This window comes from Pseudoroseicyclus aestuarii (assembly GCF_003217255.1).
Taxonomy (GTDB): Bacteria; Pseudomonadota; Alphaproteobacteria; order Rhodobacterales; family Rhodobacteraceae; genus Pseudoroseicyclus; species Pseudoroseicyclus aestuarii.
On the sequence record NZ_QJTE01000003.1, the window covers coordinates 202,315 to 224,645 of the forward strand.

General features: G+C 70.1%; 19 protein-coding genes. 9 read left to right on the plus strand and 10 right to left on the minus strand.

Going from position 1 to position 22,331, the window contains the following annotated elements; genetic code table 11:
• Positions 1–19 precede the first annotated feature (19 nt).
• A complete protein-coding gene (locus DFP88_RS10260) occupies positions 20–2,095 on the plus strand; it encodes a hypothetical protein (RefSeq protein ID WP_110814396.1) in 2,076 nt (691 codons plus the stop codon).
• 4 nt (positions 2,096–2,099) lie between these two features.
• Here DFP88_RS10260 and DFP88_RS10265 read toward each other — a convergent pair whose 3' ends face one another.
• Entirely contained in the window at positions 2,100–3,344 is a 1,245-nt protein-coding gene (locus tag DFP88_RS10265) for a cation:proton antiporter (RefSeq protein ID WP_110814397.1), read from the minus strand.
• Positions 3,345–3,494: 150 nt separating this feature from the next.
• On the opposite strand from DFP88_RS10265, the gene DFP88_RS10270 reads away from it, so the two are divergent.
• From DFP88_RS10270 to DFP88_RS10300, 7 genes are all read left to right on the plus strand, one after another.
• Complete coding sequence (locus DFP88_RS10270; protein ID WP_245904774.1) at positions 3,495–4,610, plus strand: YcjF family protein; 1,116 nt, start codon at positions 3,495–3,497, stop codon at positions 4,608–4,610.
• Complete coding sequence (locus tag DFP88_RS10275; RefSeq protein ID WP_110814399.1) at positions 4,607–6,232, plus strand: GTPase family protein; 1,626 nt, start codon at positions 4,607–4,609, stop codon at positions 6,230–6,232. The genes DFP88_RS10270 and DFP88_RS10275 overlap by 4 nt, the downstream gene beginning before the upstream one ends.
• Before the next feature lie 189 nt (positions 6,233–6,421).
• Positions 6,422–7,231, plus strand: a complete 810-nt coding sequence (locus DFP88_RS10280) for a gluconate 2-dehydrogenase subunit 3 family protein (protein WP_181418618.1) — start codon at positions 6,422–6,424, stop codon at positions 7,229–7,231.
• On the plus strand, positions 7,231–9,000 hold the full coding sequence (locus DFP88_RS10285) for a GMC family oxidoreductase (protein ID WP_110814401.1): 1,770 nt from the start codon (positions 7,231–7,233) through the stop codon (positions 8,998–9,000). Before DFP88_RS10280 ends, DFP88_RS10285 begins: the two co-directional genes overlap by 1 nt.
• Before the next feature lie 10 nt (positions 9,001–9,010).
• Positions 9,011–10,378, plus strand: a complete 1,368-nt coding sequence (locus DFP88_RS10290) for a cytochrome c (RefSeq protein ID WP_110814402.1) — start codon at positions 9,011–9,013, stop codon at positions 10,376–10,378.
• Between the two features lie 102 nt (positions 10,379–10,480).
• Positions 10,481–10,951, plus strand: a complete 471-nt coding sequence (locus DFP88_RS10295) for a hypothetical protein (RefSeq protein WP_110814403.1) — start codon at positions 10,481–10,483, stop codon at positions 10,949–10,951.
• Between the two features lie 138 nt (positions 10,952–11,089).
• Positions 11,090–11,560 (plus strand): Dps family protein, encoded by a 471-nt coding sequence (locus DFP88_RS10300; protein WP_110814404.1) that lies wholly within the window; start codon positions 11,090–11,092, stop codon positions 11,558–11,560.
• A gap of 78 nt (positions 11,561–11,638) precedes the next feature.
• Here the strand turns inward: DFP88_RS10300 and DFP88_RS10305 are convergent, their stop codons facing one another.
• From DFP88_RS10305 to phaZ, 9 genes are all read right to left on the minus strand, one after another.
• On the minus strand, positions 11,639–11,944 hold the full coding sequence (locus DFP88_RS10305) for a DUF1289 domain-containing protein (protein ID WP_110814405.1): 306 nt from the start codon (positions 11,942–11,944) through the stop codon (positions 11,639–11,641).
• A gap of 90 nt (positions 11,945–12,034) precedes the next feature.
• Positions 12,035–12,238: a hemin uptake protein HemP gene (gene hemP, locus DFP88_RS10310; RefSeq protein WP_245904775.1), complete on the minus strand. Its 204-nt coding sequence runs from the start codon at positions 12,236–12,238 to the stop codon at positions 12,035–12,037.
• 125 nt (positions 12,239–12,363) lie between these two features.
• Entirely contained in the window at positions 12,364–12,852 is a 489-nt protein-coding gene (locus DFP88_RS10315; protein WP_110814406.1) for an ureidoglycolate lyase, read from the minus strand.
• On the minus strand, positions 12,849–13,658 hold the full coding sequence (locus DFP88_RS10320; protein ID WP_110814797.1) for a bifunctional allantoicase/(S)-ureidoglycine aminohydrolase: 810 nt from the start codon (positions 13,656–13,658) through the stop codon (positions 12,849–12,851). The genes DFP88_RS10315 and DFP88_RS10320 overlap by 4 nt, the downstream gene beginning before the upstream one ends.
• 163 nt (positions 13,659–13,821) lie before the next feature.
• On the minus strand, positions 13,822–15,237 hold the full coding sequence (gene puuE, locus DFP88_RS10325; protein ID WP_110814798.1) for an allantoinase PuuE: 1,416 nt from the start codon (positions 15,235–15,237) through the stop codon (positions 13,822–13,824).
• A gap of 90 nt (positions 15,238–15,327) precedes the next feature.
• The gene (locus DFP88_RS10330) at positions 15,328–16,164 is read right to left on the minus strand and encodes an NAD-dependent epimerase/dehydratase family protein (RefSeq protein ID WP_245904776.1); all 837 of its coding nucleotides are present in this window, start codon (positions 16,162–16,164) and stop codon (positions 15,328–15,330) included.
• A 16-nt stretch (positions 16,165–16,180) separates the two neighbouring features.
• Positions 16,181–17,371 carry an NAD(P)/FAD-dependent oxidoreductase gene (locus tag DFP88_RS10335; protein WP_110814407.1) on the minus strand — a complete coding sequence of 397 codons (1,191 nt, stop codon included), beginning with the start codon at positions 17,369–17,371 and terminating at the stop codon, positions 16,181–16,183.
• A 64-nt stretch (positions 17,372–17,435) separates the two neighbouring features.
• Positions 17,436–18,977: a Ppx/GppA family phosphatase gene (locus DFP88_RS10340; protein WP_110814408.1), complete on the minus strand. Its 1,542-nt coding sequence runs from the start codon at positions 18,975–18,977 to the stop codon at positions 17,436–17,438.
• An 83-nt stretch (positions 18,978–19,060) separates the two neighbouring features.
• On the minus strand, positions 19,061–20,296 hold the full coding sequence (phaZ, locus tag DFP88_RS10345) for a polyhydroxyalkanoate depolymerase (RefSeq protein ID WP_425450831.1): 1,236 nt from the start codon (positions 20,294–20,296) through the stop codon (positions 19,061–19,063).
• Between the two features lie 84 nt (positions 20,297–20,380).
• Here phaZ and DFP88_RS10350 point away from each other — a divergent pair, with 84 nt between their 5' ends.
• Entirely contained in the window at positions 20,381–22,177 is a 1,797-nt protein-coding gene (locus DFP88_RS10350; protein ID WP_245904777.1) for a PHA/PHB synthase family protein, read from the plus strand.
• Positions 22,178–22,331 lie beyond the last annotated feature (154 nt).

The following is a 22,331-nucleotide window of genomic DNA, read 5'->3' on the forward strand; positions in this document are numbered from 1 at the left end:
GCCGCACAAGGGAGCCTTCTTGACCCGTACCATCGTCTTCGACCCGCTTCTGCCCTGGCCGCTGATCGCCGCGATCGCGGTGCTGGCCGCGATCTTCGTGGCCCTGTCGCTCTGGCGGGGGCTGCGCGGGTGGTGGCTGCGCGGGCTGGCGGCGCTGGCGCTGCTGGCGGGCATCGCCAACCCGGCGATCTACAGCGAAGAGCGGGACATGCTGCCCGACATCGTCATCGCGGTGGTCGATGCCAGCGCCAGCCAACGCATCGCCGACAGGCCCGCGCAGACCGAGGCCGCGCTCGAGGCGCTGCGTGCCCAGATCGCGGCGCGCGGCAATACCGAGCTGCGCGTGATCGAGGTCGCGGATGCCGAGGACAACGGCGGCACGCTGGCGATGACCGCCCTGTCGCAGGCCCTCGCCGAAGAGCCGCAGGGCCGCATCGCCGGCATCGTGATGCTGACAGACGGTCGCATCCATGATGCGGAGCGGGCGCCCGCGAGCCTGCCGGCGCCGATGCACGTCCTGCTGAGCGGGCAGGAGGACGACTGGGATCGCCGCCTCACCGTGGTCGGCGCCCCGGCCTTCGGCATCATCGGAGAGCCGGTGAACCTGACCCTGCGGGTCGAGGATCAGGGCGCCGCGCCGACGGAGCCGGGCGACCTCGTGCCGCTGACCATCGCCGTCGACGGCGGCGCGCCGATGTCTTTCGAGGTGCCGCTGGGCCAGGAGATGGAGCTGCCCGTGACGCTTCAGCACGGAGGCATGAACGTCCTGCAATTCTCCACCCCCGGGGCGGAGGGGGAGCTGACGGGCCGCAACAACGCCTCCGTCCTGCAGATCAACGGCGTGCGGGACCGGCTGCGGGTGCTGCTGGTCTCGGGCGAGCCCTATGCCGGCGAGCGGACCTGGCGAAACCTGCTGAAATCCGACGCCTCGGTCGACCTCGTGCATTTCACCATCCTGCGCCCGCCGGAAAAGCAGGACGGCGTGCCCGCCGACGAGCTGAGCCTGATCGCCTTTCCCACGCGCGAGCTTTTCATCGACAAGATCGACGAGTTCGACCTGATCATCTTCGACCGCTACTCGCGCCAGGGCATTCTGCCTTCCGAGTATTTCGCCAATATCGGCCGCTACGTGCAGGGCGGCGGCGCGGTGCTGGTGACGGCGGGGCCGGAATATGCCGGCGCCGAAAGCCTCTATCGCAGCCCGCTGGGCATGGTGCTGCCCGGCGCGCCGACGGCGCGGGTGATCGGCGAGCCCTTCGTGCCGCGCATGACCGAGCTGGGTGCCCGCCACCCGGTGACCGAGGGGCTGGCCGAGGCCTATGGCACCGAGGGGACGGATGTCCCCGGCTGGGGCGAATGGTTCCGGCAGGTGCAGGTGCAGCCCGGCCCCGGCGCCACCACCGCGATGGAAGGCGCGGAGGGAGAGCCGCTGCTCTTGCTGAACCGCGTGGGCGAGGGGCGCGTGGCGCTGCTCGCCTCGGACCAGATTTGGCTCTGGGGGCGCGGCTACCAGGGCGGGGGGCCGCAACTGGAATTGTTGCGACGCCTCGCGCATTGGATGATGAAGGAGCCCGAGCTCGAGGAAGAGGCCCTCTGGGCCGAGCCGCGGGGCCAGACCATGCGCATCGTCCGCCGCACCCTCGCCGGAGAGGTCGGGCGCGTCACCGTCACCGGCCCGGATGGCGAAGCGGTGGATCTGCCGCTGGAGGAGGTCAGCCCCGGCCGCTTCGAGGTGCTTTACGAGGCGCCGGAGACCGGCCTCTACCGGCTGGAGGAGGGCGACCAGTCGGCCGTCATCGCCCTCGGCCCGGCCGCCCCGCGCGAGTTCGAGCAGACGATCGCGGGTGCCGCGCCGCTGGAGGCGGCGGTCGAGGGGACGCGCGGCGGCATCCTGCGGATGGCCGATGGCGCACCCTCGCTGCGCGACGTGCGGCCCGGGCGACCGGCCTCGGGGCGCGGCTGGATCGGCCTGACCCCGCGCGAGGCCTATCGCGCCGCCGATGTCACCGTGCTGCCGCTGCTGCCCGCCTGGGCGCTGCTGCTGGTGGCCGGTCTTCTGGTGCTGGGCGGCTGGCTGCGCGAGGGGCGGCGATGAGGCCCTAGCCCCAGCGCTGCTTGAGCCGGCGGGCAAAGCGCGCGACCGTCAGCCCCTGCACCAGCACCGAGAAGACGACGACGGTGAAGGTCACCGCGAGGATCATGTCCTTCCACTCGCTCTCGGGCAGGGCCAGCGCCAGGGCGATGGAGATGCCGCCCTTGATCCCGCCCCAGGTCATCATCGGCACCACGTCTCGTTCCTGCCGGGCGAAGGGGCGCAGCAGCACCACCGGCACCAGCACCGCGATGAAGCGCCCCAGCAGCGCGAGGCCCAGCCCCAGCGCGACGATCCAGATCCAGTGCGGGTCGAAATCGACGGCGAAGACCTCGAAGCCGATCATCAGGAACAGCACGGCGTTCAGGATCTCGTCGACCAGGCTCCAGAAGCCGTCGACATATTCGCGGGTGATCTCGCTCATGCCGTCGCGCATGCCGACATGGCCGATGAAGAGGCCCGAGACGACGGCCTGGATCGGGCCGCTGACCTCGAGCGCGATGGCCAGCTCGTAGCCGCCGAAGGCGAGGCCCAGCGTCAGCAGCACCTCGAGGCTGTAGTCGTCGATCCGCTTCATCACCTGGAAGGTACCCCAGCCCAGCACGGCGCCCAGCACGGCGCCGCCGACAGCCTCGCGCAGGAAAAGCTCGCCGATGCCCAGCAGCCCCGGCGCGGCATGGCTGTCGGCGCCCGGAAAGGCGAAGGCGACGAGGATCAGCCAGGCGACGTAGCCGACGCCGTCGTTGAAGAGCGACTCGCCCGCGATCTTCGTCTCTAGGCTCTTGCGGATGTTGGCGCTGCGCAGGATGCCCAGTACCGCGACCGGGTCCGTGGGCGAGATCAGCGCCCCGAAGACCAGCGCCACCAGCAGCGGCAGCGGCGTCAGGAAGCTCATCCCGAAGCCGACGACGGCGGTCGAGAGCGCGACGCCCAGCGTCGCCATCAGCAGCACGATCGCCGCCTCCTGCTTCAGGTCGTCGAGAGAGACGTGCAGCGCCCCGGCAAAGAGCAGAAAGCCCAGCATCCCCTCGAGCAGCGCGTCCGAGAACTCCAGCTCCTCGACCGCCTCCTTGGCGGCATCCACGAGGCCGAGGCCGGGGAAGGCGAGGTCCAGCACGAAGACCGCGATCGAGGCGGCGAGGGTCACGACGAGGATGCCGATCGACTGCGGCAGCTTGAGGAAGAAGTAGTTCAGCGCCCCGAAGGCGCCGGACAGCACGATCAGGAGCGAGGCAAGCTGCAGCAGGGTCATCGGCGGGTCTCCGGCGGGGGTGCGATCCCTTCCTGACGCGGCGCGGCGATGCGATCAAGCAGCAGCAGCGGCAGCAGAAGCGCAGGCCCGGGCTGCAATCCGTCGCCGAACGGCCTATCTGACAAGCATGGCACAGGGGTGGACAGTCAGGTGAGCGGCACGATCTGGGAGGGGCTGACCGGCGGCGCGCCGGTCGAGCCGGCAAGCGACGAGGACGTGAAGGGCGCGGCGGGGCCGCGGCCCGTGGTCTGGCTTCTGGGCAAGACGGGCGCCGGGAAATCCTCGCTCGTGCGCAGCCTGACAGGCGTCGGCGCGGCCGAGATCGGCAATGGCTTCGCTCCCTGCACCCGCACCGCCCATGCCTTCGATTTTCCGCAGGACCGGCCGGTGATGCAGTTCCTCGACACCCGCGGGCTGGGCGAGGTGGGCTACGATCCGGCCGAGGATCTGGCGCAATGCGAGGCGCGCAGCCACGCCATCCTCGCCGTCGCGCGGCTGGACGACCCGGTGCAGGGCGAGCTGTGCGATGCGCTGGCCGCCGTGCGCCGCCGCCGCCCGCGCACCCGCGTGCTGGTGGTGCATACCGCCGCCGACCAGGTGCCCGATGCGCAGGCCCGCCACCGGGCGCAGGCGGCGACGCAGGCCGCGCTCGAGGCGGCGGCGGGGGGCGCGCTGCCCTCGGTCGCGCTGTCGCTGGCGCCCGGCGCGCCGGACGAGGCTGGCCTCGACCGGCTGGTCGACCTGCTGGGCGAGACCATGCCCGATGTCGCGCTGCTGCTGGCGCGCCGGCCCACCGGCGAGGAGGCCGGGTTCGAGGCGCTGCGCCCCCTGGTCCTGTGGTACGCGGGCGCTGCGGGCACATCGGACGTGGCGCCGCTGATCGGCGCGGTCACCGTGCCGGGCATTCAGGCCGCGATGCTGCGCGCCATGGGCCGCCGCGCGGGTGTCGACTGGACCCGCCGCCGGATGGGTGAATTCGCCGCCGCGCTCGGCCTCGGCGCGGCGCTGCGCTACGGCGGCAGCTATGCCCTGCGGCAGGCGGCCAAGCTGATCCCCGGCTTCGGCCAGACCGTCGGCGCCGCCGCGGCGGGCACTGTCAGTTTCGCCGCCACCTATGCGCTGGGCCGGGCCGCGGCCTATTACCTGCACCGCACCGCCGAGGGGCAGGAGATTTCGGAAGAAGAACTGCGGACGCTGTACCGGGATGCCATGACCCGCGCCCGCGGCGCGCGGCGGCAGGCCAAAGCCGACGAGGAGGCGCAATGAGCCGCGGGACCCGCAGCGGCCGCGTCGCGCGGCTGCGCCGGGCGCTTCTGCGCTGGGATCGCGTGATCTCGGCCGTGGTGCTGGCGCTGCCTGTCACCGCCCTCAGCCTGCTGGGCTTTCTCTGGCTGGAGGAGCATGGCGCGCTTTTGCCCTTTATCGCGATCTGCGCCGGCGCCGGGCTGGTCGGCTGGCTGCTGCGCCGCTTCCTGCTGCGCCCGGCGCCGGGGGAGGCGCAGCCCTCGGCCCTGATGGAGGAGATGGCCGTCGATGCCAGCAAGAGCTGGCAGCCCCACGAGGCCCGCGCCTTCGAGGCCGCCCGCGCCAAGATCGAGGCCGCGACGCAGGAGCCGATGGAATGGGAAGAGATGCCCGACCTCGCCCGCAAGGTGATCGACGGCATCGCCGAGGACCTTGGCAAGAAGCGCCGCGCGCTCGATTTCTCGCTGCCCGAGGCGCTGCTGCTGACCGAGCGCGCGGCCTCGCGCTATCGCCGCCACCTGCGGCGGCATGTCCCCTTCTCGGACCGGGTGAGCCTCGCGACGCTGTGGTGGCTGTGGAAGCACCGCGACAGGGCGCAGCTGGCGGTCGAGGGGACGATGGCCGGCTGGCGGGTGCTGCGGATGCTGCTGAACCCGGCGCGCGGCGTGCTGCGCGAGGTCGAGTACCTGATCGCCGAGGGCAATTCGAACTACCTCGGCTCGCAGGCGATGGGGGTCTTGCAGGCGGTGCTGCTGGAAGAGGTCGCCTATGCCTCGGTCGAGCTCTATTCCGGGCGCCTGCGCTTTTCCGATGCGGAGCTGCTGGAGCTGCACTCTGCCTCCGCGCGCACCGACCGGGCGCGGCTGGCGCTGCCCGATGCGCCGCTGCGGGTGCTGGTGGTGGGCCAGACCAGCGCCGGCAAGTCGACGCTGGTCAATGCCCTGCTGGGCGAGGACCGGGCCGAGACGGACATGCGCGCCACGACCGAGGGCGCCGCCGGCTACGAGGCCGATCTCGACGGCACCCCGGTGCATGTCCTCGACACCGGCGGGAACGACGGCAGCGCCGCCCGGCGGGCCGCCCTGATCCAGGAGCTGACGCAGTGCGACGTGGTGCTTTGGGTGATGCGCGCCAATCGCCCCTCGCGCGCCGTGGATGCCGCGCTGTGGCAGGACTTCACCGCCTTCTTCGAGGCGCGGCCCGACCGGCGCCGCCCGCCGGTCGTCGCCGCGCTGAGCTGCGCCGATCTGCTGGCGACGGGCTGGCCCTTCCCCGAGCATGCGCTGCCCGAGACGGCCAAGGCGAGCATCGCCGAAGCCACCCGCGCCGTCGCCGGCGATCTGCCTGGCCTCCACCCGATCCCGGTCTCGGCGATCGAGCCGGACTGGAACGTCGGCGCGGTGCGCCGCGCGCTCGAGAACGCGGCCTCCGAAGGGCTCTTGACCCAGCGCAACCGCCTGCGGATCGAGGGCGGGCGCGAGGTCGCGACCTCCTCGGACGAGCTGGCGCGGGGCACGCGGGCGCTGGGCTGGGGCGCCCGACTCGTCGGCAGCCGCCTGGCCTCGCGGATGCTGGGCGAGCGGGCGCGGGGCGCGCGCGCGGCGCCGGAGGACGAGGCTGCGGACAACCCCAAGGACGCCTGAGGCACAGCCGCAGGCAGACTGCGGCCCGATTGCCACGGAAGAAGCTGCTGAAGCGACCTTGCTCGCCCCGGCTGCCGCATGCTCTACCTGAGCCAGAGCTTTCACCAAGGGCGACCCAGGCACGAAGCGCAGCTTTCGCGATCCCAGGCCGGCCCCCAGACGACGGAGCCCCCCCTTATGTCTTCGGACGTGCCTTCCACCCGAGACTTCAGGCCGACGCGCCGAGGCTTCCTGCAGGGGGGCGCCGCCGGCGCCGCGCTGACCGGACTTGCCGCCCGCGCCCGCGCGCAGGATGCCGCGGAGCCTGTCCCGCTCGACCAATACGAGCCGCAGTTCTTCACCGCGGCCGAATACGCCTTCGTGCTTGCCGCGACCGCTAGGCTGATCCCCTCCGAGGGCGATGGCCCCGGCGCCATCGAGACGCGCGTGCCGGTCTATATCGACCTGCAGCTGGGCGGCGATTTCGGCCAGGCGGCGGATTGGTACATGGAAGGGCCGTTCCAGCCCGATGCCGATCCCCTGCTGGGCTACCAGTCGCCGCTGACCCCGGCCGAGGTCTACCGCCAGGCGATCCCGGTCGTCGAAGAGTTCTGCCAGAACCGCATGGGCGCCGGCTTTGCCGACCTCTCGCCCGAGGATCAGGACAGCGTCATCAAGGCACTGGAGCAGAACAAGGACCCGCTTTCGGGCAGTGACAGCGGCGCCGAGGACACCGAGGTCGTGGAAAGCGGCGCCGGTGGCGGGGCCTCCGGCGGCTCTGCCGAGCCGGCGACGAGCCAGCCGATCCTCTCGGCCGAGCTGCGCGACTTCTTCAGCCTGCTGCTGCAGAATACCAAGGAAGGCTTCTTCGCCGACCCGATGTACGGCGGCAACTACCAGATGCAGGGCTGGACCTACATCGGCTTCACCGGCGCCCGCGCCAGTTTCAAGGAGTGGGTGGACAAGCACGACGTGCCCTATCCGCTCGGCCCGGTATCCATCAGCGGGGAGCGCGCATAATGGCAAGACAGGACCCCAAGAAGGACGTCGTGATCGTCGGTCTCGGCTGGACCGGCTCGATCCTCGGCATGGAGCTGTCGAAGGAGGGCGTCGAGATCCTCGCACTCGAGCGGGGCGAGGACCGCAAGACGGTTCCCGATTTCGCCTATCCCAACATGATCGACGAGCTGAAGTACGGCATCCGCTACGGCACGATGCAGAAGCCGAAGAACTCGACCGTCACGATCCGCCGCACGCTCGACGAGACGGCGCTGCCCTATCGGCACCTCGGCAGCTTCCTGCCCGGCGACGGCGTCGGCGGCGCGGGCGTTCACTGGAACGGCCATACCTGGCGCCCGATGGAGAACGAGTTCCGCCTGCGCTCCTACGTCGAGGAGAACTGGGGCGCCGAGATCATCCCCGAGGACATGCAGATCCAGGACTGGGGCGTCACCTACGAAGAGCTCGAGCCGCATTTCGACCGTTTCGAATGGATGGCCGGCATCTCGGGGCAGGCGGGCAACGTCAACGGCGAGATGATCGAGGGCGGCAACCCCTTCGAGGCGCCGCGCAGCCGCGGCTACCCGCTTCCGCCGCTGCAGCAGACCGCCGATGCCGAGATGTTCGCCGAAGCCGCGCGGGCCATGGGGCTGCACCCCTTCCCGCGGCCCGGTGCCAACGCCTCGGAGGCCTATCGCAACGAGTACGGCATGCAGCTGGGCCCGTGCAACTTCTGCGGCTTCTGCGAGCGGTACGGCTGCATCAACTACTCCAAGGGCAGCCCGCAGACCTGCGTTCTGGACGCGCTCAAGCGCAAGCCGAACTTCCAGTACAAGACCAACTCCGAGGTGCTGCGCGTCACGCTGGCCGATGACGGCAAGACCGCGACGGGCGTGATCTACTGGGACGAAGAGGCCGGCGAAGAGGTCTTCCAGCCCGCCGATATCGTCATCCTTGGCGCTTACAGCCTGCACAACGTGCACCTGATGCTGCTGTCGGGCATCGGCCAGCCTTACGATCCGGCGACGGGCGAAGGGGTCACGGGCCGGAACTACGCCTACCAGATGAACGGCGGCACCTCGATGTTCTTCAAGGACGTCGACTTCAATCCCTTCATCGGCTCGGGCACCGTCGGCATGTCGATCGACGACTATGCCATCAACCAGATCGACTTCGGGGCCGAAGGCTTCATCGGCGGCAGCTACATCACCGCCGGGCGGGCCAACGGCCAGCCGATCCGCGGCATCGCGCTGCCCTCGGGCACGCCGGGCTGGGGCGCGGAGTGGAAGCAGGGCATCGGCGAATGGTACGGCCATTCGATGTCGATCGGCAGCCACGGCTCGAACATGAGCTACCGGGACGTCTACCTCGACCTCGACCCGACCTATACCGACAAGCATGGCCGGCCGATGATGCGGATGACCTTCAACTGGAAGGACAACGACATCCGCATGACCCAGTTCATGAAGTCCAAGATCGAGCCGGTCGCGGAATCGATGAACCCTGACCTGATGCAATCGTCCTACAAGGGCGATGGCGCGATGTACGACGTGCGTCCCTACCAGACGACGCACAACGTCGGCGGCGCGCCGATGGGGGCCGACCCCAGCACCAGCGCGATCAACCGCTACCTGCAAAGCTGGGACGTTCACAATGTCTTCGTGATGGGCGCCAGCGCCTTCCCGCAGAACATCCAGTACAACCCCACCGGGGCCGTCGGCGCCCTTGCCTATTGGGCGGCGGAGGCGATCCGGAAGGATTACATGCCCAACCCGCGGCCGCTGGTCTGAGGAGCGCGTCATGATCAAACTTCTTCGCATCCTCGCCGCGCTCGCGCTTATCGGCGTCGTCGTCGTGCTGCTGCTGATCTTCCTGCCGCATCACCTGACGGAGCCGCAGGAGGACCTTGCCGCCGACTGGACCCCGGAAGAGGGGCAGGGCGAATACGCCATGATCCTCGGCGATTGCGCCGGCTGCCACATCGGCGCCGACGGCACGCCCTTTGCCGGCGGTCAGCCGATCGACAGCCCGCTGGGCCCGATCTACGCCAGCAACATCACACCCGACCCCGAGCATGGCATCGGGGAGTTCAGCCTCGATGACTTCCGGGCCGTGATGTACGACGGCGTCGACGAGGAGGGGCACGACCTCTACCCCGCGATGCCCTACGCGAACTACCGCAAGCTGTCGGAGCGGGACATTCGCGGGCTCTACCATTACTTCATGGAAGAGGTTGAGCCGTCCTCGAACGAGGTCACCGAGACCTCGCTCATGTTCCCCTTCAACATGCGCTTCGGCATCCGCATGTGGAAATGGGTCGCGCTGTCCGACCCCGGCTTCGAGCCGCCCTTCGGCGACGAGGTCGAGAACGCCGAGATGCTCAACCGCGGGGCCTACCTCGTGGAGGGGCCGGGACACTGCGGCGCCTGCCACACGCCCCGTAATCTGATCTTCGCGCAGAAGGGCTTTACCGCCGAGGATTCGGAGTTCCTGACCGGCGGCGTGATCGACGGCTGGACGGCCCCCGACCTGCGACAGGAAGGCACCCAGCCGCAGGACTGGGACCAGGTCGAGATGGCGCGCTTCCTCGCCACCGGCCGCAACGCCCATGCCGGCGTCAGCGGCGAGATGGAGCTGGTCGTGCAGTATTCGACGCAATACTGGACCGAGAACGACCTGCTCGCCACGGCTGCCTATCTCGACGAGATCGGCCATGACGTGGCCCGCGAGAGCGACGCCGAAGACGACGTGCCCAGCCTTTCGGAAGAAGAGACCGTCACGCTTCTGGGCGATGCCGATCCCGAGATGGCGCTGGGCCCGCGGCTTTACCTCGACAACTGCAACGCCTGTCACTTCAGCGACGGGCGCGGGGCGGCGAACGTCTTCCCGCAGCTGGCGGGCAATGCCACCGTGACCGCGCCTGTGCCGCGAGGTCTGGTCCAGACCATCCTCGAAGGGGCCGAGCTGCCCTCGACCGAGGCCTATCCCTACAAGCTGCGCATGCCCGGCTTCGGCTGGCGCCTGTCCGACGAGGAGGTCGCCGAGCTGGCCACCTTCGTCCGCAACGCCTGGGGCAACGACGCCGGCGCCGTGACGGCGGCGGATGTCGCGGGGATCCGCAGCGCGATCGAGGACTCGCCCGAAGGGCACGGCGAAGCCGCCGACTGACGACTGCGTCAAATTGCGCCGAAACGACGGCCCCCGCCACTTGATGGCGGGGGCCTTTTCTTATAAATACTGTCGGGTATCTCCCACAGCGGGACGCCTGCCATGCACGCCGCCCTCTCGATCGTCGAAACCTCGACTTCCGATGCCCACCCCGCCGCGGGCCGGCGCCAGCCTGTCGGCCTGGCCGAGGATCTGCCGCCGCGCGAGCGGGCGCTCCTCAACCGCCTGCGGATGGCCGGCCTTGCCTGCCGTGCCGCGGCCCGGGCCGACGTCTTTGCCACCTGCGCCGATCTCGCGCTGGACCGGAAGGCCGGGGCTGCAGCGGCCTTGGGTGCGCTGCTGCGCTGCCTGCCTGCGGCGCTGGACTGCCGCCCCGTGCTCTATCGTCCCGGCGCCACGCGGATGAGCCGCGACGAGGCCTGGCTGATGCGGGCCATGATCTGTGCCGCCGGCGGCGACGAGGACAGCCTGCGCTTCCTGCTGCGCAGCCGGGTGCTGCCCCAGCATGTGCGAGAGCTGGGCTTCATGATCCGCCGCGTGACCGAAGGCGAGGCGGCCGGGATCGCCGCCTGAACCTCCGAGCGTTTCTCTCGGATTTAGAATAATTCTAAAAACTCCTTGGCACGGCCGGGGCGCTTCCTATATTGCTGTCAGGGCGAGCCAGCGGTGCGCCAGCCAGCCCACAAAATTCAGACAAGGAGGTCCCGCACCATGACCCAGACAGCCGTTGCTCTTGAGCCGAGTGCCCGCGAAGCCATCGCCGAGGCCCTGAACCAGAGCGTTGCCGAGACCGTGGTCACCACGATGCTCGCGCAGAACTTTCACTGGAACGTCAAGGGTATGGCCTTCGGCCCCCTGCACGCCCTGTTCCAGGAGATCTACGAGGACCACTTCGAGGGTCAGGACCTGATCGCCGAACGCGTCCGCGCCATCGACATGCACGCCAACGGCACGCTGGCTGGCATGCTCAAGCGCTCCAAGGTCTCCGAGCACGAGGGCGAGGCGACCGACAAGGAGATGATCGCCATGCTCCTCGAAGCGCAGGAAACCGTGGCCGCGACGCTTGGCGGCGCCGGCGAGATCGCCGCCGAGCTTGGCGACACGCTGACCGAGGATCTCTGCATCGAGCGTGGCCGCGCCCACGAGAAATTCGCCTGGATGCTGCGCGCCCACCTCTCCTGAGGCGGCGCCATATACGAGGTGACAAGGCGGGCCATGGCCCGCCTTTTGCCGTTCAGGGCATCGGTTTGTCGGGAAAGGCTATTCCGCAGAAGTGGCGGGCTTGGCCCTCTCGCCCTCGACGGGCCGTGCGAGCGCGGCCTTCAGCGCCTCGGGCAGCTTGCGGCCCTTTTTTGCGCAGCGCTTGGCATAGGCCTCGCGCCAGTGGGTATAACGGCCCAGATCGTTCTGCTGGTGCATCACGAGCGTCAGGAAGGCGTCCTGCTGATCGGGCTTCTTGATCGATTTCGCCAGCTTCTTCTGCGCCTTGGTCATCGAGCACCCGATGCAGTGCCCCTCGCGCCGGAACTTGCAGACCCCGATGCAGGGGCTGGGAATCTTCGCCATGCTCCACCTCGCTGTGCCGGGCGCTGCCGCGCCCGCTGGCTGGGTCGGGTCAGTATCGGTGCGGGCGGCGCCAAGACAAGGCGCGGCGCCTCACTTCGTCAGGATCAGCTTGCCGGCGCGGGTGATGCGCAGCGTGTAGGTCTGGTCCCCCAGCACGATATGGGCCCGGTTCCCGCCCTGCGTCAGCCCTTCGGCGTCGTGAACGGGGATGATCTCGGGCTCCGAAGCGCCGGCCACGCCGGCGGGGCGGGCGGCGCGCAGCGAAAGGGCGGCATCGGTCGGGCGGTGCATCATCGGTCTACTCCTGCTGGTCCCTGCGGCTGACCCGATGCGGGCTGGCGTGCGTCACCCACGAACTTGACCAAAACGCTCGGGTGCTGTCAATCCCGACTAAAATACTTTGTCGGCCTTCGCCGAGGTCAGTCGGTGATCAGGACCGGTGCCTCCAGCCTGACCTCCTGAAGGTTGGGCGTCTCGCCGATGCGGTCGATCACGGCAAAGAGGCCGGGCGCGCTCAGCGGGGTCAGCACCCCGTGCCAGCAGCCGCGCAAAAGGTTGATCCCCTGGCCGGGCGCGGTTTGGAAAGCATGGATGCGGCCCGGCGCGTCGCCGGCATCCTCTGCCACGATCACCAGAAAGGGGTTCTGGTGCAGGGGCAGGAAGGCCTGGCTGCCCTCGGGATGCCGCTCGAGCAGCTCCAGCCGGTAGGGCAGGGCGCGCGGCTGCGCGTCGAAGAGGCTGATCCCGGCGCGCCCGCCGGGGCCGAAATCCATGCGCGCGCGGTCGTGGTAGCGCCCGCAGAGCCCCTCGTTGATCAGCCTGTCCGGCGCACCCGCGGTGTCGAGCACATCGCCGAAGGGCGCGAAGCTTTTGGCCTCCAGCGGCGTTATGGCGATCCGCGCCGTCACAGCGTCAGCGCCACGTGGCGGTTCACGTCCTTGTAAAGCAGGTAGCGGAAGTTCCCCTCGCCGCGGGCGATGCAGGCCTGCGGGCAGAAGGCGCGCAGCCACATGAAATCGCCCGGGCCGACGGTGATCCAGTCGCGGTTCAGCAGGTAATCGGCCTGCCCCTCGAGCACGTAAAGCCCGTGTTCCATCACATGCGTCTCGGCGAAAGGGATGCGCCCGCCGGCGGTGAAGGTGACGATGTTGACGTGCATGTCGTGGCGCAGGTCCGCCGGATCGGCGAAGCGCGTCGTGCCCCAGGTTTCGGTGCCCGGCATCCAGCTGACCGGGGTCGCCGCGTCGCTGGTCATGATCGGATCGGGCGGGGTGAGGCCTGCAGCCGGCTGCCAGCGCTTGCGGATCCAGTGCAGCTTCAGTGTGCTGCTGGCGCGCAGGCTCCAGCTTCTGCCGGGCGGGATGTAGATATAGGTGCCGGGCTCCAGCGCGTGCTCGGCGCCCTCCAGCGTCAGGATGCCAGCGCCTTCGGCCACGAAGAGACCGGCCTCGGCGCCCGCATCGGGCTCGGGCGTGTCCGAGCCGCCGCCGGGCGCGATCTCCACCGCGTATTGCGCGAAGGTCTCGGCAAAGCCCGTCAGCGGCCGCGCGATGATCCAGGCGCGGGCCTCCCGCCAGCCGGGCAGCAGGCTGGCGGTGATGTCGCGCATCGTGCCGGCGGGGATGAAGGCGTAGCTTTCGGTGAAGCGGGCGCCGGCGGCAGCGGGGTCCTCGGTCAGGGGCGGCAGGCCGCCGGGGGGGAAGGCATACATCAGCGCTGTCCTCGATCGAAAGGGCGGGGGCGCGGGAGGGGGCGGGCGCGCGCTGTGCGCGCGCCCGCCCCCTCCCGCGCCCCCTGGGCGTCCTGCCCGCGCCGCGCAGCGGCGCCGGCAGGACGCAACCCGCGCCGCTGCGCGGCGCGGTGGATACCCGGGGCCATCATGACAGCGCCTCGGCCAGGCGCAGCGTGGCGATGCGCTCGACCTGGGTGCAGGCGGTGGCAATCTCGGCTGCTCGGTCGTTGTCGATCCGCGCCTCGAAGGCGGCGAGGATGCCGGCCTTGTCGTGATCGCGCACGGCGATGATGAAGGGAAAGCCGAAGCGGTCGACATAGGCGTCGTTCAGTGCCTCGAAGCGGGCCCGCTCCGCGTCGGTCAGCGCGTCGAGGCCGGCGCTGGCCTGCTCTGCGGTGCTGTCGGCGCTGAGGTGGCGCGCCTGCGCGAGCTTCCCGGCGAGGTCGGGATGGGCGCGCAGCACGCCCAGCCGCTCCTCCTCGCTGGCGGAGCGGAAGATGCGCGCGAGCGCATTGGCGAGGCCAACCGGCCCGTCGTGCGCCGGCCCCAGCTCAAGCGACCAGGCCCGCTCGGCAATCCAGGGGGAATGCTCGTAGATGCCGCCGAAGCGCGCAACGAAGGTCTCGCGATCCATCGCGCTCGGACGCTCGCGGTGCCGCGGGGGATGCGCCTCGGCCCAGGCGCGGGCGATGTCGATGCGGCGGGCGAACCAGACATCCTCGAAGCCCGCGGCATGGTCGAGAAAGCGGATCAGCCCGGCGATCTTGCCGGGGCGCCCGATCAGCCGGTTGTGCAGCCCGATCGACAGCATCTTCGGCGCGCCGGCGCGCCCCTCGCTGCGCAGCACGTCGAGGCTGTCCTTGAGGTAGCAGTAGAACTGCTCGCCCGTCGTGTAACCCGGCGCGGTGGCGAAGCGCATGTCGTTCGCCTCGAGCGTATAGGGCAGGACGAGCTGGTCGCGGTCCCCCGCGCGGATCCAGTGCGGCAGGTCGTCGTCGTAGGCATCCGAGATCCAGGGCAGGCCCAGCTCGGCGGTCAGCCGCAGCGTGTTGAGGCTGCAGCGGCCGGTGTACCAGCCGGTCGGCGGGCGGCCCACGACCTCGCTGTGCAGGCGCATCGCCTCGGCGATCTGGGCGCGCTCCTCCTCCTCGGGCATGTCCTTGTGCTCGACCCATTTCAGGCCGTGGCTGGCGATCTCCCAATCGGCGGCCGTCATCGCCGCGACCTGTTCGGGGCTACGGGCGAGGGCAGTGGCGACGCCGAAGATGGTGATCGGGATGCCCCGCTCGGTGAAGAGCCGGTGCAGCCGCCAGAAGCCGGCGCGAGCGCCGTAGTCGTAGATGGATTCCATGTTCCAGTGCCGCTGGCCCGGCCAGGGCTGGGCGCCGGCGATATCCGACAGGAAGGCCTCGCTCGCGGCATCGCCGTGCAGGAGCGAGTTCTCGCCGCCCTCCTCGTAGTTCAGCACGAGGCTAACGGCGACCGAGGCGCCGTTCGGCCAGGGGCCGGCGGGCGGATTGGGGCCATGGCCGGTCATGTCGCGGGGGTAGCGGGGGGGCATGGTCATCGGCGGGGCCTTTGGTATCTGGTCGAGGAGCGGGGGTTTCACACCCCCGCACCCCCGTGGAGTATTTCTCGAAACATGAAGGGATCAGTCCCCGGCGGTCATCTTCCGGATCGCCTCGACGCCGCTTTCGCCCAAAGGCACGCGGGCGAAGGGGCCGCCGAGGCGCATCTGCGCGAGGTCGGAAGGGTCGGGCGTCTTCGCCGCGGCAAGGAATTTCTCGGCCCAGTCCTCGGCGTTGTCCTGCGGGCGGTAGCCGAGGAAGGCGGCCTCGGCATTGGTGACCGGCGCGCGGTCGTTGGCCGAGACGCCCCAGGCCAGCGCGAAGCCCGTGGTCGGGGTGGTGACGGCGGCGCGGACGAGGCGCACGAGGTCGCCGTAGGAGAGCCAGGTGCCGAGCGCGCGGGTATTCTCGGGCTCGGGCGTGCAGGACATGATGCGCAGGCAGACCGCCTCGAGGCCGGTCTTTTCCCAGTACATCCGGGCCATATCCTCGGCGAAGCACTTGGACAGCCCGTAAAAGGTATCGGGGCGGTGCCGGTTCGTGAGGGCCGGCCCCTCGGCGGTGGGCTCCAGTCCGACCGCGTGGATCGAGGAGGCGTAGACGATGCGGCGCACCCCGTGGCGACGCGCGGCTTCCCAGACGGTATAGGCGCCGATGTAGTTCGGGCCCAGAAGCTCCTCGAAAGGGGCCTCGTCGGGGATCGCGCCGAAGTGCACCACCATCTCGGCGCCCTGGATCAGCGCCTCGACCTGATCCATCTGCGCCAGATCGGCCTGAACGTAGCTCTCGTTTGGCGCGAGATCCTTTGGCGCCTCCTTGATGTCGGTCGAGAGCAGCGCGTGGCACATCTCCGCGAGGGGCGCGCGCAGCTCCTGGCCGAGGCGGCCCTGCGCGCCGGTCAGCACGATCTTCTTCATCATCACTTGGGTCCTTTCGTCAGATCACCGCCACCTCGGGCAGCGGGGCATTGGCAGAGATGCGCCAGGCGCCCAGCGGGGTCAGGTCGAGGCTGCGCCAGCCGCCGTGGAGGATCCATTCGGCGATGCCGCGCCCGACGGCCGGGGCCTGCTGCAGCCCATGACCGGAGAAGCCGTTCGCCTGCAGGAAGTTCGGCAGCCCCAGCGCGGGGCCGAGGATGGCGTTTCGGTCGAGGGTGTTCATCGCGTAGTGCCCGCACCAGGACTGCCGCAGCTTCACCCGCTCGAAGGCGGGGATGCGGGTCGCCACCGCGGGCCAGACGACCTCTTCCCACAGATCGTGGTCCATGCGGAAATCGTCGAAGGCCGCGTCGTCGTCCTGCAGCGGCGGGCAGCCGGCCATGTAGAGCGCGCCGTCGGAGCGCACGTGGACGCCCGAGAAATCCACCGTCAGCGGCAGCGGGGTGGGCAGCGGCTCGGCCGCCTCGAAGACGAAGGTGAAACGGCGGCGCGGCACCACGGGAATCGGCACCCCGGCCATGGCCGCGATCTGGGCCGCGCGCGGGCCGGCGGCATTGACCACCCAGCCGGCGGCGATGCGGGTGCCATCCGCCAGCACGACATGGGTGACCCGGCCATCGGCCTGCTCGATCCCCGCGACCTCGCCGGCGATCCGCTCGACCCCCAGCCTGCGGCCGAGGCGCCGGAATTCCGAGTTCAGGGTGCCGCCGTCGAAGTAGCCCTCGTCGCCGGGGTTGTGCGAGGCGAGGCGCACGTCGTCCAAAGCGTAGAAGGAAAAGCGCGCGGCGATCTCGTCCGGGGTCAGCAGCCGGGTTCCGGCACCGCAGGCCGCCTGCATCGCCTGCGCGGCGCGCAGCTGCGCCTCGGCCTGCGCTGTGCGGGCGAGGTACATGTAGCCGAAGCCTTCGAGCGCGATCTCGGGCGCATCCTCGTCCTGCGCCCAGTCGCGAAAGCTGCGGATGAAGGCGGCGCCGAAGAGCGAGATGCGGGTGTTGATCTCGGATCCGAACTGCTGGCGGATGCAGGAATTGGTGTGGCTGGTCGAGGCGAATTCGAAGCTCGGGTCGCGCTCCACCACCAGGATGCGGCTCTGGAAGTCGGGATCGCGTGCCAGCCACCAGGCCACGGCGCTGCCGGTCATCGCGCCGCCGATGATCACCACGTCGTAGGAGGAATGCGCCGCTGTCATGGCCCGACGCTAGAGCCCGGGCGCGGCGATGAAAAGAGGGCGCGGCGCGCCGCCGGACGGTGGATCACCGCCCGCGCAGCGTGACCTCGGCCTCGGCGTTCAGGGCGCCGGCCAGCGCCTTGAAGCGCGATTCGCCGACCTCGCCGTAAAGCGGCTGTGCCCGCGGCTCGAGCTCGAGCGTGAGGTGGCGCGCGGCGGCATCCCAGAGCAGCGCCCCCGGCGCCTGCGCCCCGAGCCAGAGCATGGCGCCGAAGCGCATCGCCCGGCCCAGCACCTCGGCCTCCTTCGCGTCCTCCTCGCTCAGCAGGGAGAAGAGGGGGTGGAAGCGGCTGTCTGGCTTCTTGCTGGAATAGCGGTGCATCAGGGCAAGGCCGAGGAACACCCGCTCGTAATGCTTGAGCCCGCCAAGGTTGGCGCGGGTCGCGTAATCGAAGCAGACCTCGCCGCGGTAATCGGGATGGGCGCGCCAGCTGACGTCATGCAGCAGGCAGGCGGCCTCGATGATGCGCTTGCGCTGCCAGTCGGCATGGGGAAACAGCGGCGAGACGAAGTCGTAGAGCATCGAGCCGAAGCCGGGCAGGCGCGAATCCTTGGCCTCGGCGAAGCGGCAGGCCTCGAGCAGGGGATCGCGGTCGCGCATCGCATCCGGCATCCGCTCGTAGAGCATGCCCTCGCGGATGCCGTAGGAGCTGATGGCGATATCCTTGGGCTCGAAGACCTTGACCAGCCGTTCGAGCACGCGGATCGCCAGCGGCACCAGGGCCATCCGGTCGGAGCTGACGCCGGCGCGGGATCGCAGCTCGTCCGCGTCCTGCGCCTCGATGTACTTGCGCGTCTCGGCCACGGCTTCGGGGGTCATGCGGTATTCGTGCAGCACCGTGAGCGGGTAGTCCCGCCGCGCCATGTCGATCCGGGCGATGGCGCGCCAGCTGCCCCCGACGAGGAACAGCCGCATCCCCACCTCGGACTGCATGCGGTCGTGCAGGTCGGAAATCGTCTCCTTGATGAAGGCGTCGAGACCCTTGTCCCCGCCCTTCACCTCGCGCAGCTTCAGCGGCCCGAGAGGGGAGGTCAGGCGCCGTCCGACATTGCCGTCGGCCAGATCCGCCAGCTCCATCGAGCTGCCGCCGATATCGCAGACAAGGCCGTAGCTGCCGGGCCAGCCCAGAAGCACACCCTGCGCGGAGAGCCGGGCCTCTTCGTCGCCGGGGATCACGTGGATCTCGATCCCCGTCTCGCGCTTTACCTCGTCGACGAAGTCCTGCCCGTCGTCGGCATCGCGCACCGCCGCCGTGGCGACAGCCGTCAGGGGCGAGACGCCCATGCCATCGGCCAGCGCGGCAAAGCGCTTGAGCGCGCGCAGCGCCCGCACCCGCCCCTCGGCCGAGAGGCTGCCGCTTTCCGACAGGCCGGCGCCGAGGGCGCACATGATCTTCTCGTTATAGAAATAGGCCGGGCTGCGCGCGGCGCCGTCGAAGACGACGAGGCGGACGGAGTTCGACCCGACGTCGACCACGCCTACTCGCGCCATGGAGCGCGCTTCGGGATCCGCGTAGAGCGTCCCGAACGGCTCCCAGATCTTGGCGGCGGCTGTGTCTCCGTCCATCGGCCCCTCCCGGCGTTGATGCAGCATGTGGCGCGGCGAGAGGTGCTGTCAACGCGCCCGTCCATGCAAGTGGTGCCTCAGCGTCAGTCGCCGGGCTGCGCCTGCGCGTCGATGAAGCGCAGGACGAGCGGGCGGATGCTGTCGCGCCAGCTGCGCCCGGCGAAAATGCCGTAGTGCCCCGCCCCCGGTTCCAGGTGCGCGGCTTTCTTCGTCTCGGGCAGGCCGGTCAGCAGCGGTAGGGCGGCGCGGCACTGGCCGGGGGCCGAGATATCGTCCGCCTCGCCCTCGATCACGTGGACGGCGGTGCGGTCGATGCAGCCGATGTCGACGGGCTGGCCATCCACGGTGAAGGCATTGCGCGCGATCTCGCGCGCCTTGAAGATCCGCGCCACGGTCGAGAGGTAGAATTCGGCGGGCATCTCCATCACGGCGAGGTATTCGTCGTAGAAGCTGTTGTGCCGGTCGGCCTCGCGCGCCGTGCCATCGGCGACGCGCAGGATCTGGGCGCCAAAGGCCTCGGCATGGCTGCCGGCGTTCATCGCCACGAAGGAGCTTAGCTGCAGCAGGCCGGGATAGACCGGGCGCCCGGCGCCCGCGTGCCCGGCGCCGACCTGCTGGATCATCGTCTGCTCAAGCTGGCCCATCGTCACCCGGCGCCCGAAATCGGTCACATCGGTGGCCGCGGCATCGGGATCGACCGGCCCGCCGATCAGCGTCAGGCTGCGCGGCTGCGCCTCGGGCGTGTCCTGCGCGATCATGGCGGTCGCGGCCAGCGCCAGCGGCGCGGGCTGGCAGACGGCGATGACATGCAGGTCGGCACCAAGGTGCCGCATGAACTGCGCGAGGTAGAGCGTATAGGCCTCGATATCGAAGGCCCCCTCGGACAGGGGAACATCGCGGGCATTGTGCCAGTCGGTGACGAAGACCTCGCAATCGGGCAGCAGGCTGATGACCGTCTTGCGCAGGAGCGTCGCGTAGTGGCCCGACATCGGCGCCACCAGCAGCACCCGGCGCGGACGCGGCGCGCGGCCCTGCACGGCGAAATGGATCAGGTCGCCGAAGGGCTTTTCGACCAGCGTCTCGATCCGCACCGGGTGGTCGCGCCCGTCGCCGCCCGGAACCGAGGGGATGCCCCAGTCCGGTCGCGCCGTCATGCGGGCAAAGCTGCGCTCTGTCACCTCGCCCCAGGCGCGCATGAGATCGGCCCAGGGGTGCGCCGCCATGCCGGGATAGCTGCCCATTGCGCGCGCCGTCGCGCCGAGCCACTGGTTCGTGGTGCGCAGCGTTTCCATGACGTCGTAGGCGTTGGTATAGATCAAGGACCGGCTCCGTTGGGTCGGGCGCGGCGCAGGGGCGGCGCCTGCGCCTTTGCGGCGCCGGCACGCTAGGCTGGAGGAGTCGAGGTGGCAATAGAGGGCCCGTCCGAGGATACCGGGGACGCATCGGCGCAGGCCGAGGCGCGGATCGCGGCCGATACCGCCCGGATCAAGGCGCTGACACGGCGCCTGCGCGCCGCGATGGAAGGCGCCGCGCCGCCGCCCGGCGCCCGTCAGGCGGGCGATCTTCTGGCCCGCGCTGCCGGCCTGTGGTGGGGCGAGGCGCTGAAGGGCGAGGGCAGGGTCGCGCAGCCGCAGATCGAGGCCTGGGGCCGCGTGCTGACCGCCGTGGCCGAGGCGCAGCGTCAGGCCGCCGGCGGCGCCATGCCCGAGGATCGCCCAAGGCCGCGGCGGGACAAGCGGTTCTCCAACCCGCTCTGGGACAGCCACCCCTGGTACCGCCTCGCGCGCGAGACATGGGAGGCGACGGGCGATGCCATCGAGGCCGCGGCGCGCGATCTGCCGGGGCTTAGCGCGGCGGACCGCGCGCGGCTGCTGTTCTTCGCGCGGCAGCTGATCGACATGATGGCGCCGGGGAATTTCCTTGCCACCAATCCCGACGCGATGGAGCGGGCGGTCGAGACCGGCGGGCAAAGCCTGATCGACGGGCTCGAGAACCTCGTGCGGGACGCCGAGGCGCATGGTCCCGCGCCGCTCGTCACCCTTTCCGATCCCGGCGCCTACGAGATCGGCCGAAACATCGCGCTGACGCCGGGCGAGGTCGTGCTGCGCACCCCGCTCTTCGAGCTGATCCAGTATGCGCCCGCGACCGCGGCCGTGCACGAGGTGCCGCTGCTGATCTTTCCGCCCTGGATCAACCGCTACTACATCCTCGACCTGCGGCCCGAGAACAGCCTCGTGCGCTGGCTGGTGGGGCAGGGCTTCACAGTCTTCATGGTCAGCTGGAAGAACCCCGATCCGTCCTATGCCGATGTCTCGCTTTCGGATTACGTCACGGATGGCTTCCTGCGCGCGATCGAGGCGGTGCGGGCGATCTGCGGCACAAGGGAGGTAAATGCCGTCGGCTACTGCATCGCCGGCACCCTTCTGGCGGCGACGCTGGGGGTTCTGGCCCGGCGCGGCGATACCTCCGTCGCCTCGGCCAGCTTCCTCGCGGCGCTGACCGATTTCTCCGATCCCGGCGATCTGGCGATGTTCCTGACCGACGACATGCTGGGCGCCATCGAGGCCGAGGTGGACCGCCGCGGCATCCTCGATGGGCGGCACATGGCCCGCACCTTCGCCATGCTGCGCGCGAACGAACTGATCTGGCGGCCCGCGATCCGCAGCTACATGCTGGGCAAGGCGCCGCCGGCCTTCGATCTGCTGCACTGGAACGGTGACAGCACGAACCTGCCCGCGCGCATGGCGGTGGAATACCTGCGCCTTTTGTGCCGAGAGGACCGGCTGGCGGGGCAGGGGCTGGAGATCGCGGAGCAGGTGGTGCGGCTGAGTGACGTGCAGGTGCCGCGTTTCACCGTCGCCTGCGAGGGCGATCACATCGTCCCCTGGCGCGCCAGCTACAGCGGCACACGGGCCATGGGCGGGGCCGAGGTGCGCTTCGTTCTCGCGCGCTCGGGCCATATCGCCGGCATCGTGAACCCGCCGGCGCAGGGGAAGTACGGCTACTGGGCGGCACCGCAGGATCCTGCAGAGGCAGAGGCCTGGAAGGAAGCCGCCGCGCCCGGCGAAGGGTCGTGGTGGCCGCTTTGGCGGGACTGGCTGGCCGGACGCTCGGGCGCGCAGGTCTCGGCACGGCAGCCCGGCAGCGAGGGGTTTCCGCCGCTCTGTCCCGCGCCCGGCACCTACCTGCGAGAGCGCTAGGGCCGCTGCGGCGCGGCGGGGCGTTTCGGCCCGCGCAGAGAAAGCAGGGACTTGCTGGACAGGGGCAATCGATTGTTCAGGGCCTGACTGTCAACCATCGAACTATTTCCGCCGAAAGCGGATGCTGCACCTGCAGCACCCCTTTTCTTTCGGC

Coding starts and splice junctions, on each gene's coding strand:
- DFP88_RS10300 (WP_110814404.1), top strand. CDS start 11,090: ATGACCCAGACAGCCGTTGCTCTTGAGCCGAGTGCCCGCGAAGCCATC.
- DFP88_RS10330 (WP_245904776.1), bottom strand. CDS start 16,164: ATGATGAAGAAGATCGTGCTGACCGGCGCGCAGGGCCGCCTCGGCCAG.
- DFP88_RS10290 (WP_110814402.1), top strand. CDS start 9,011: ATGATCAAACTTCTTCGCATCCTCGCCGCGCTCGCGCTTATCGGCGTC.
- hemP (WP_245904775.1), bottom strand. CDS start 12,238: ATGATGCACCGCCCGACCGATGCCGCCCTTTCGCTGCGCGCCGCCCGC.
- DFP88_RS10265 (WP_110814397.1), bottom strand. CDS start 3,344: ATGACCCTGCTGCAGCTTGCCTCGCTCCTGATCGTGCTGTCCGGCGCC.
- DFP88_RS10305 (WP_110814405.1), bottom strand. CDS start 11,944: ATGGCGAAGATTCCCAGCCCCTGCATCGGGGTCTGCAAGTTCCGGCGC.
- DFP88_RS10295 (WP_110814403.1), top strand. CDS start 10,481: ATGCACGCCGCCCTCTCGATCGTCGAAACCTCGACTTCCGATGCCCAC.
- DFP88_RS10275 (WP_110814399.1), top strand. CDS start 4,607: ATGAGCCGCGGGACCCGCAGCGGCCGCGTCGCGCGGCTGCGCCGGGCG.
- DFP88_RS10340 (WP_110814408.1), bottom strand. CDS start 18,977: ATGGACGGAGACACAGCCGCCGCCAAGATCTGGGAGCCGTTCGGGACG.
- DFP88_RS10335 (WP_110814407.1), bottom strand. CDS start 17,371: ATGACAGCGGCGCATTCCTCCTACGACGTGGTGATCATCGGCGGCGCG.
- puuE (WP_110814798.1), bottom strand. CDS start 15,237: ATGCCCCCCCGCTACCCCCGCGACATGACCGGCCATGGCCCCAATCCG.
- DFP88_RS10285 (WP_110814401.1), top strand. CDS start 7,231: ATGGCAAGACAGGACCCCAAGAAGGACGTCGTGATCGTCGGTCTCGGC.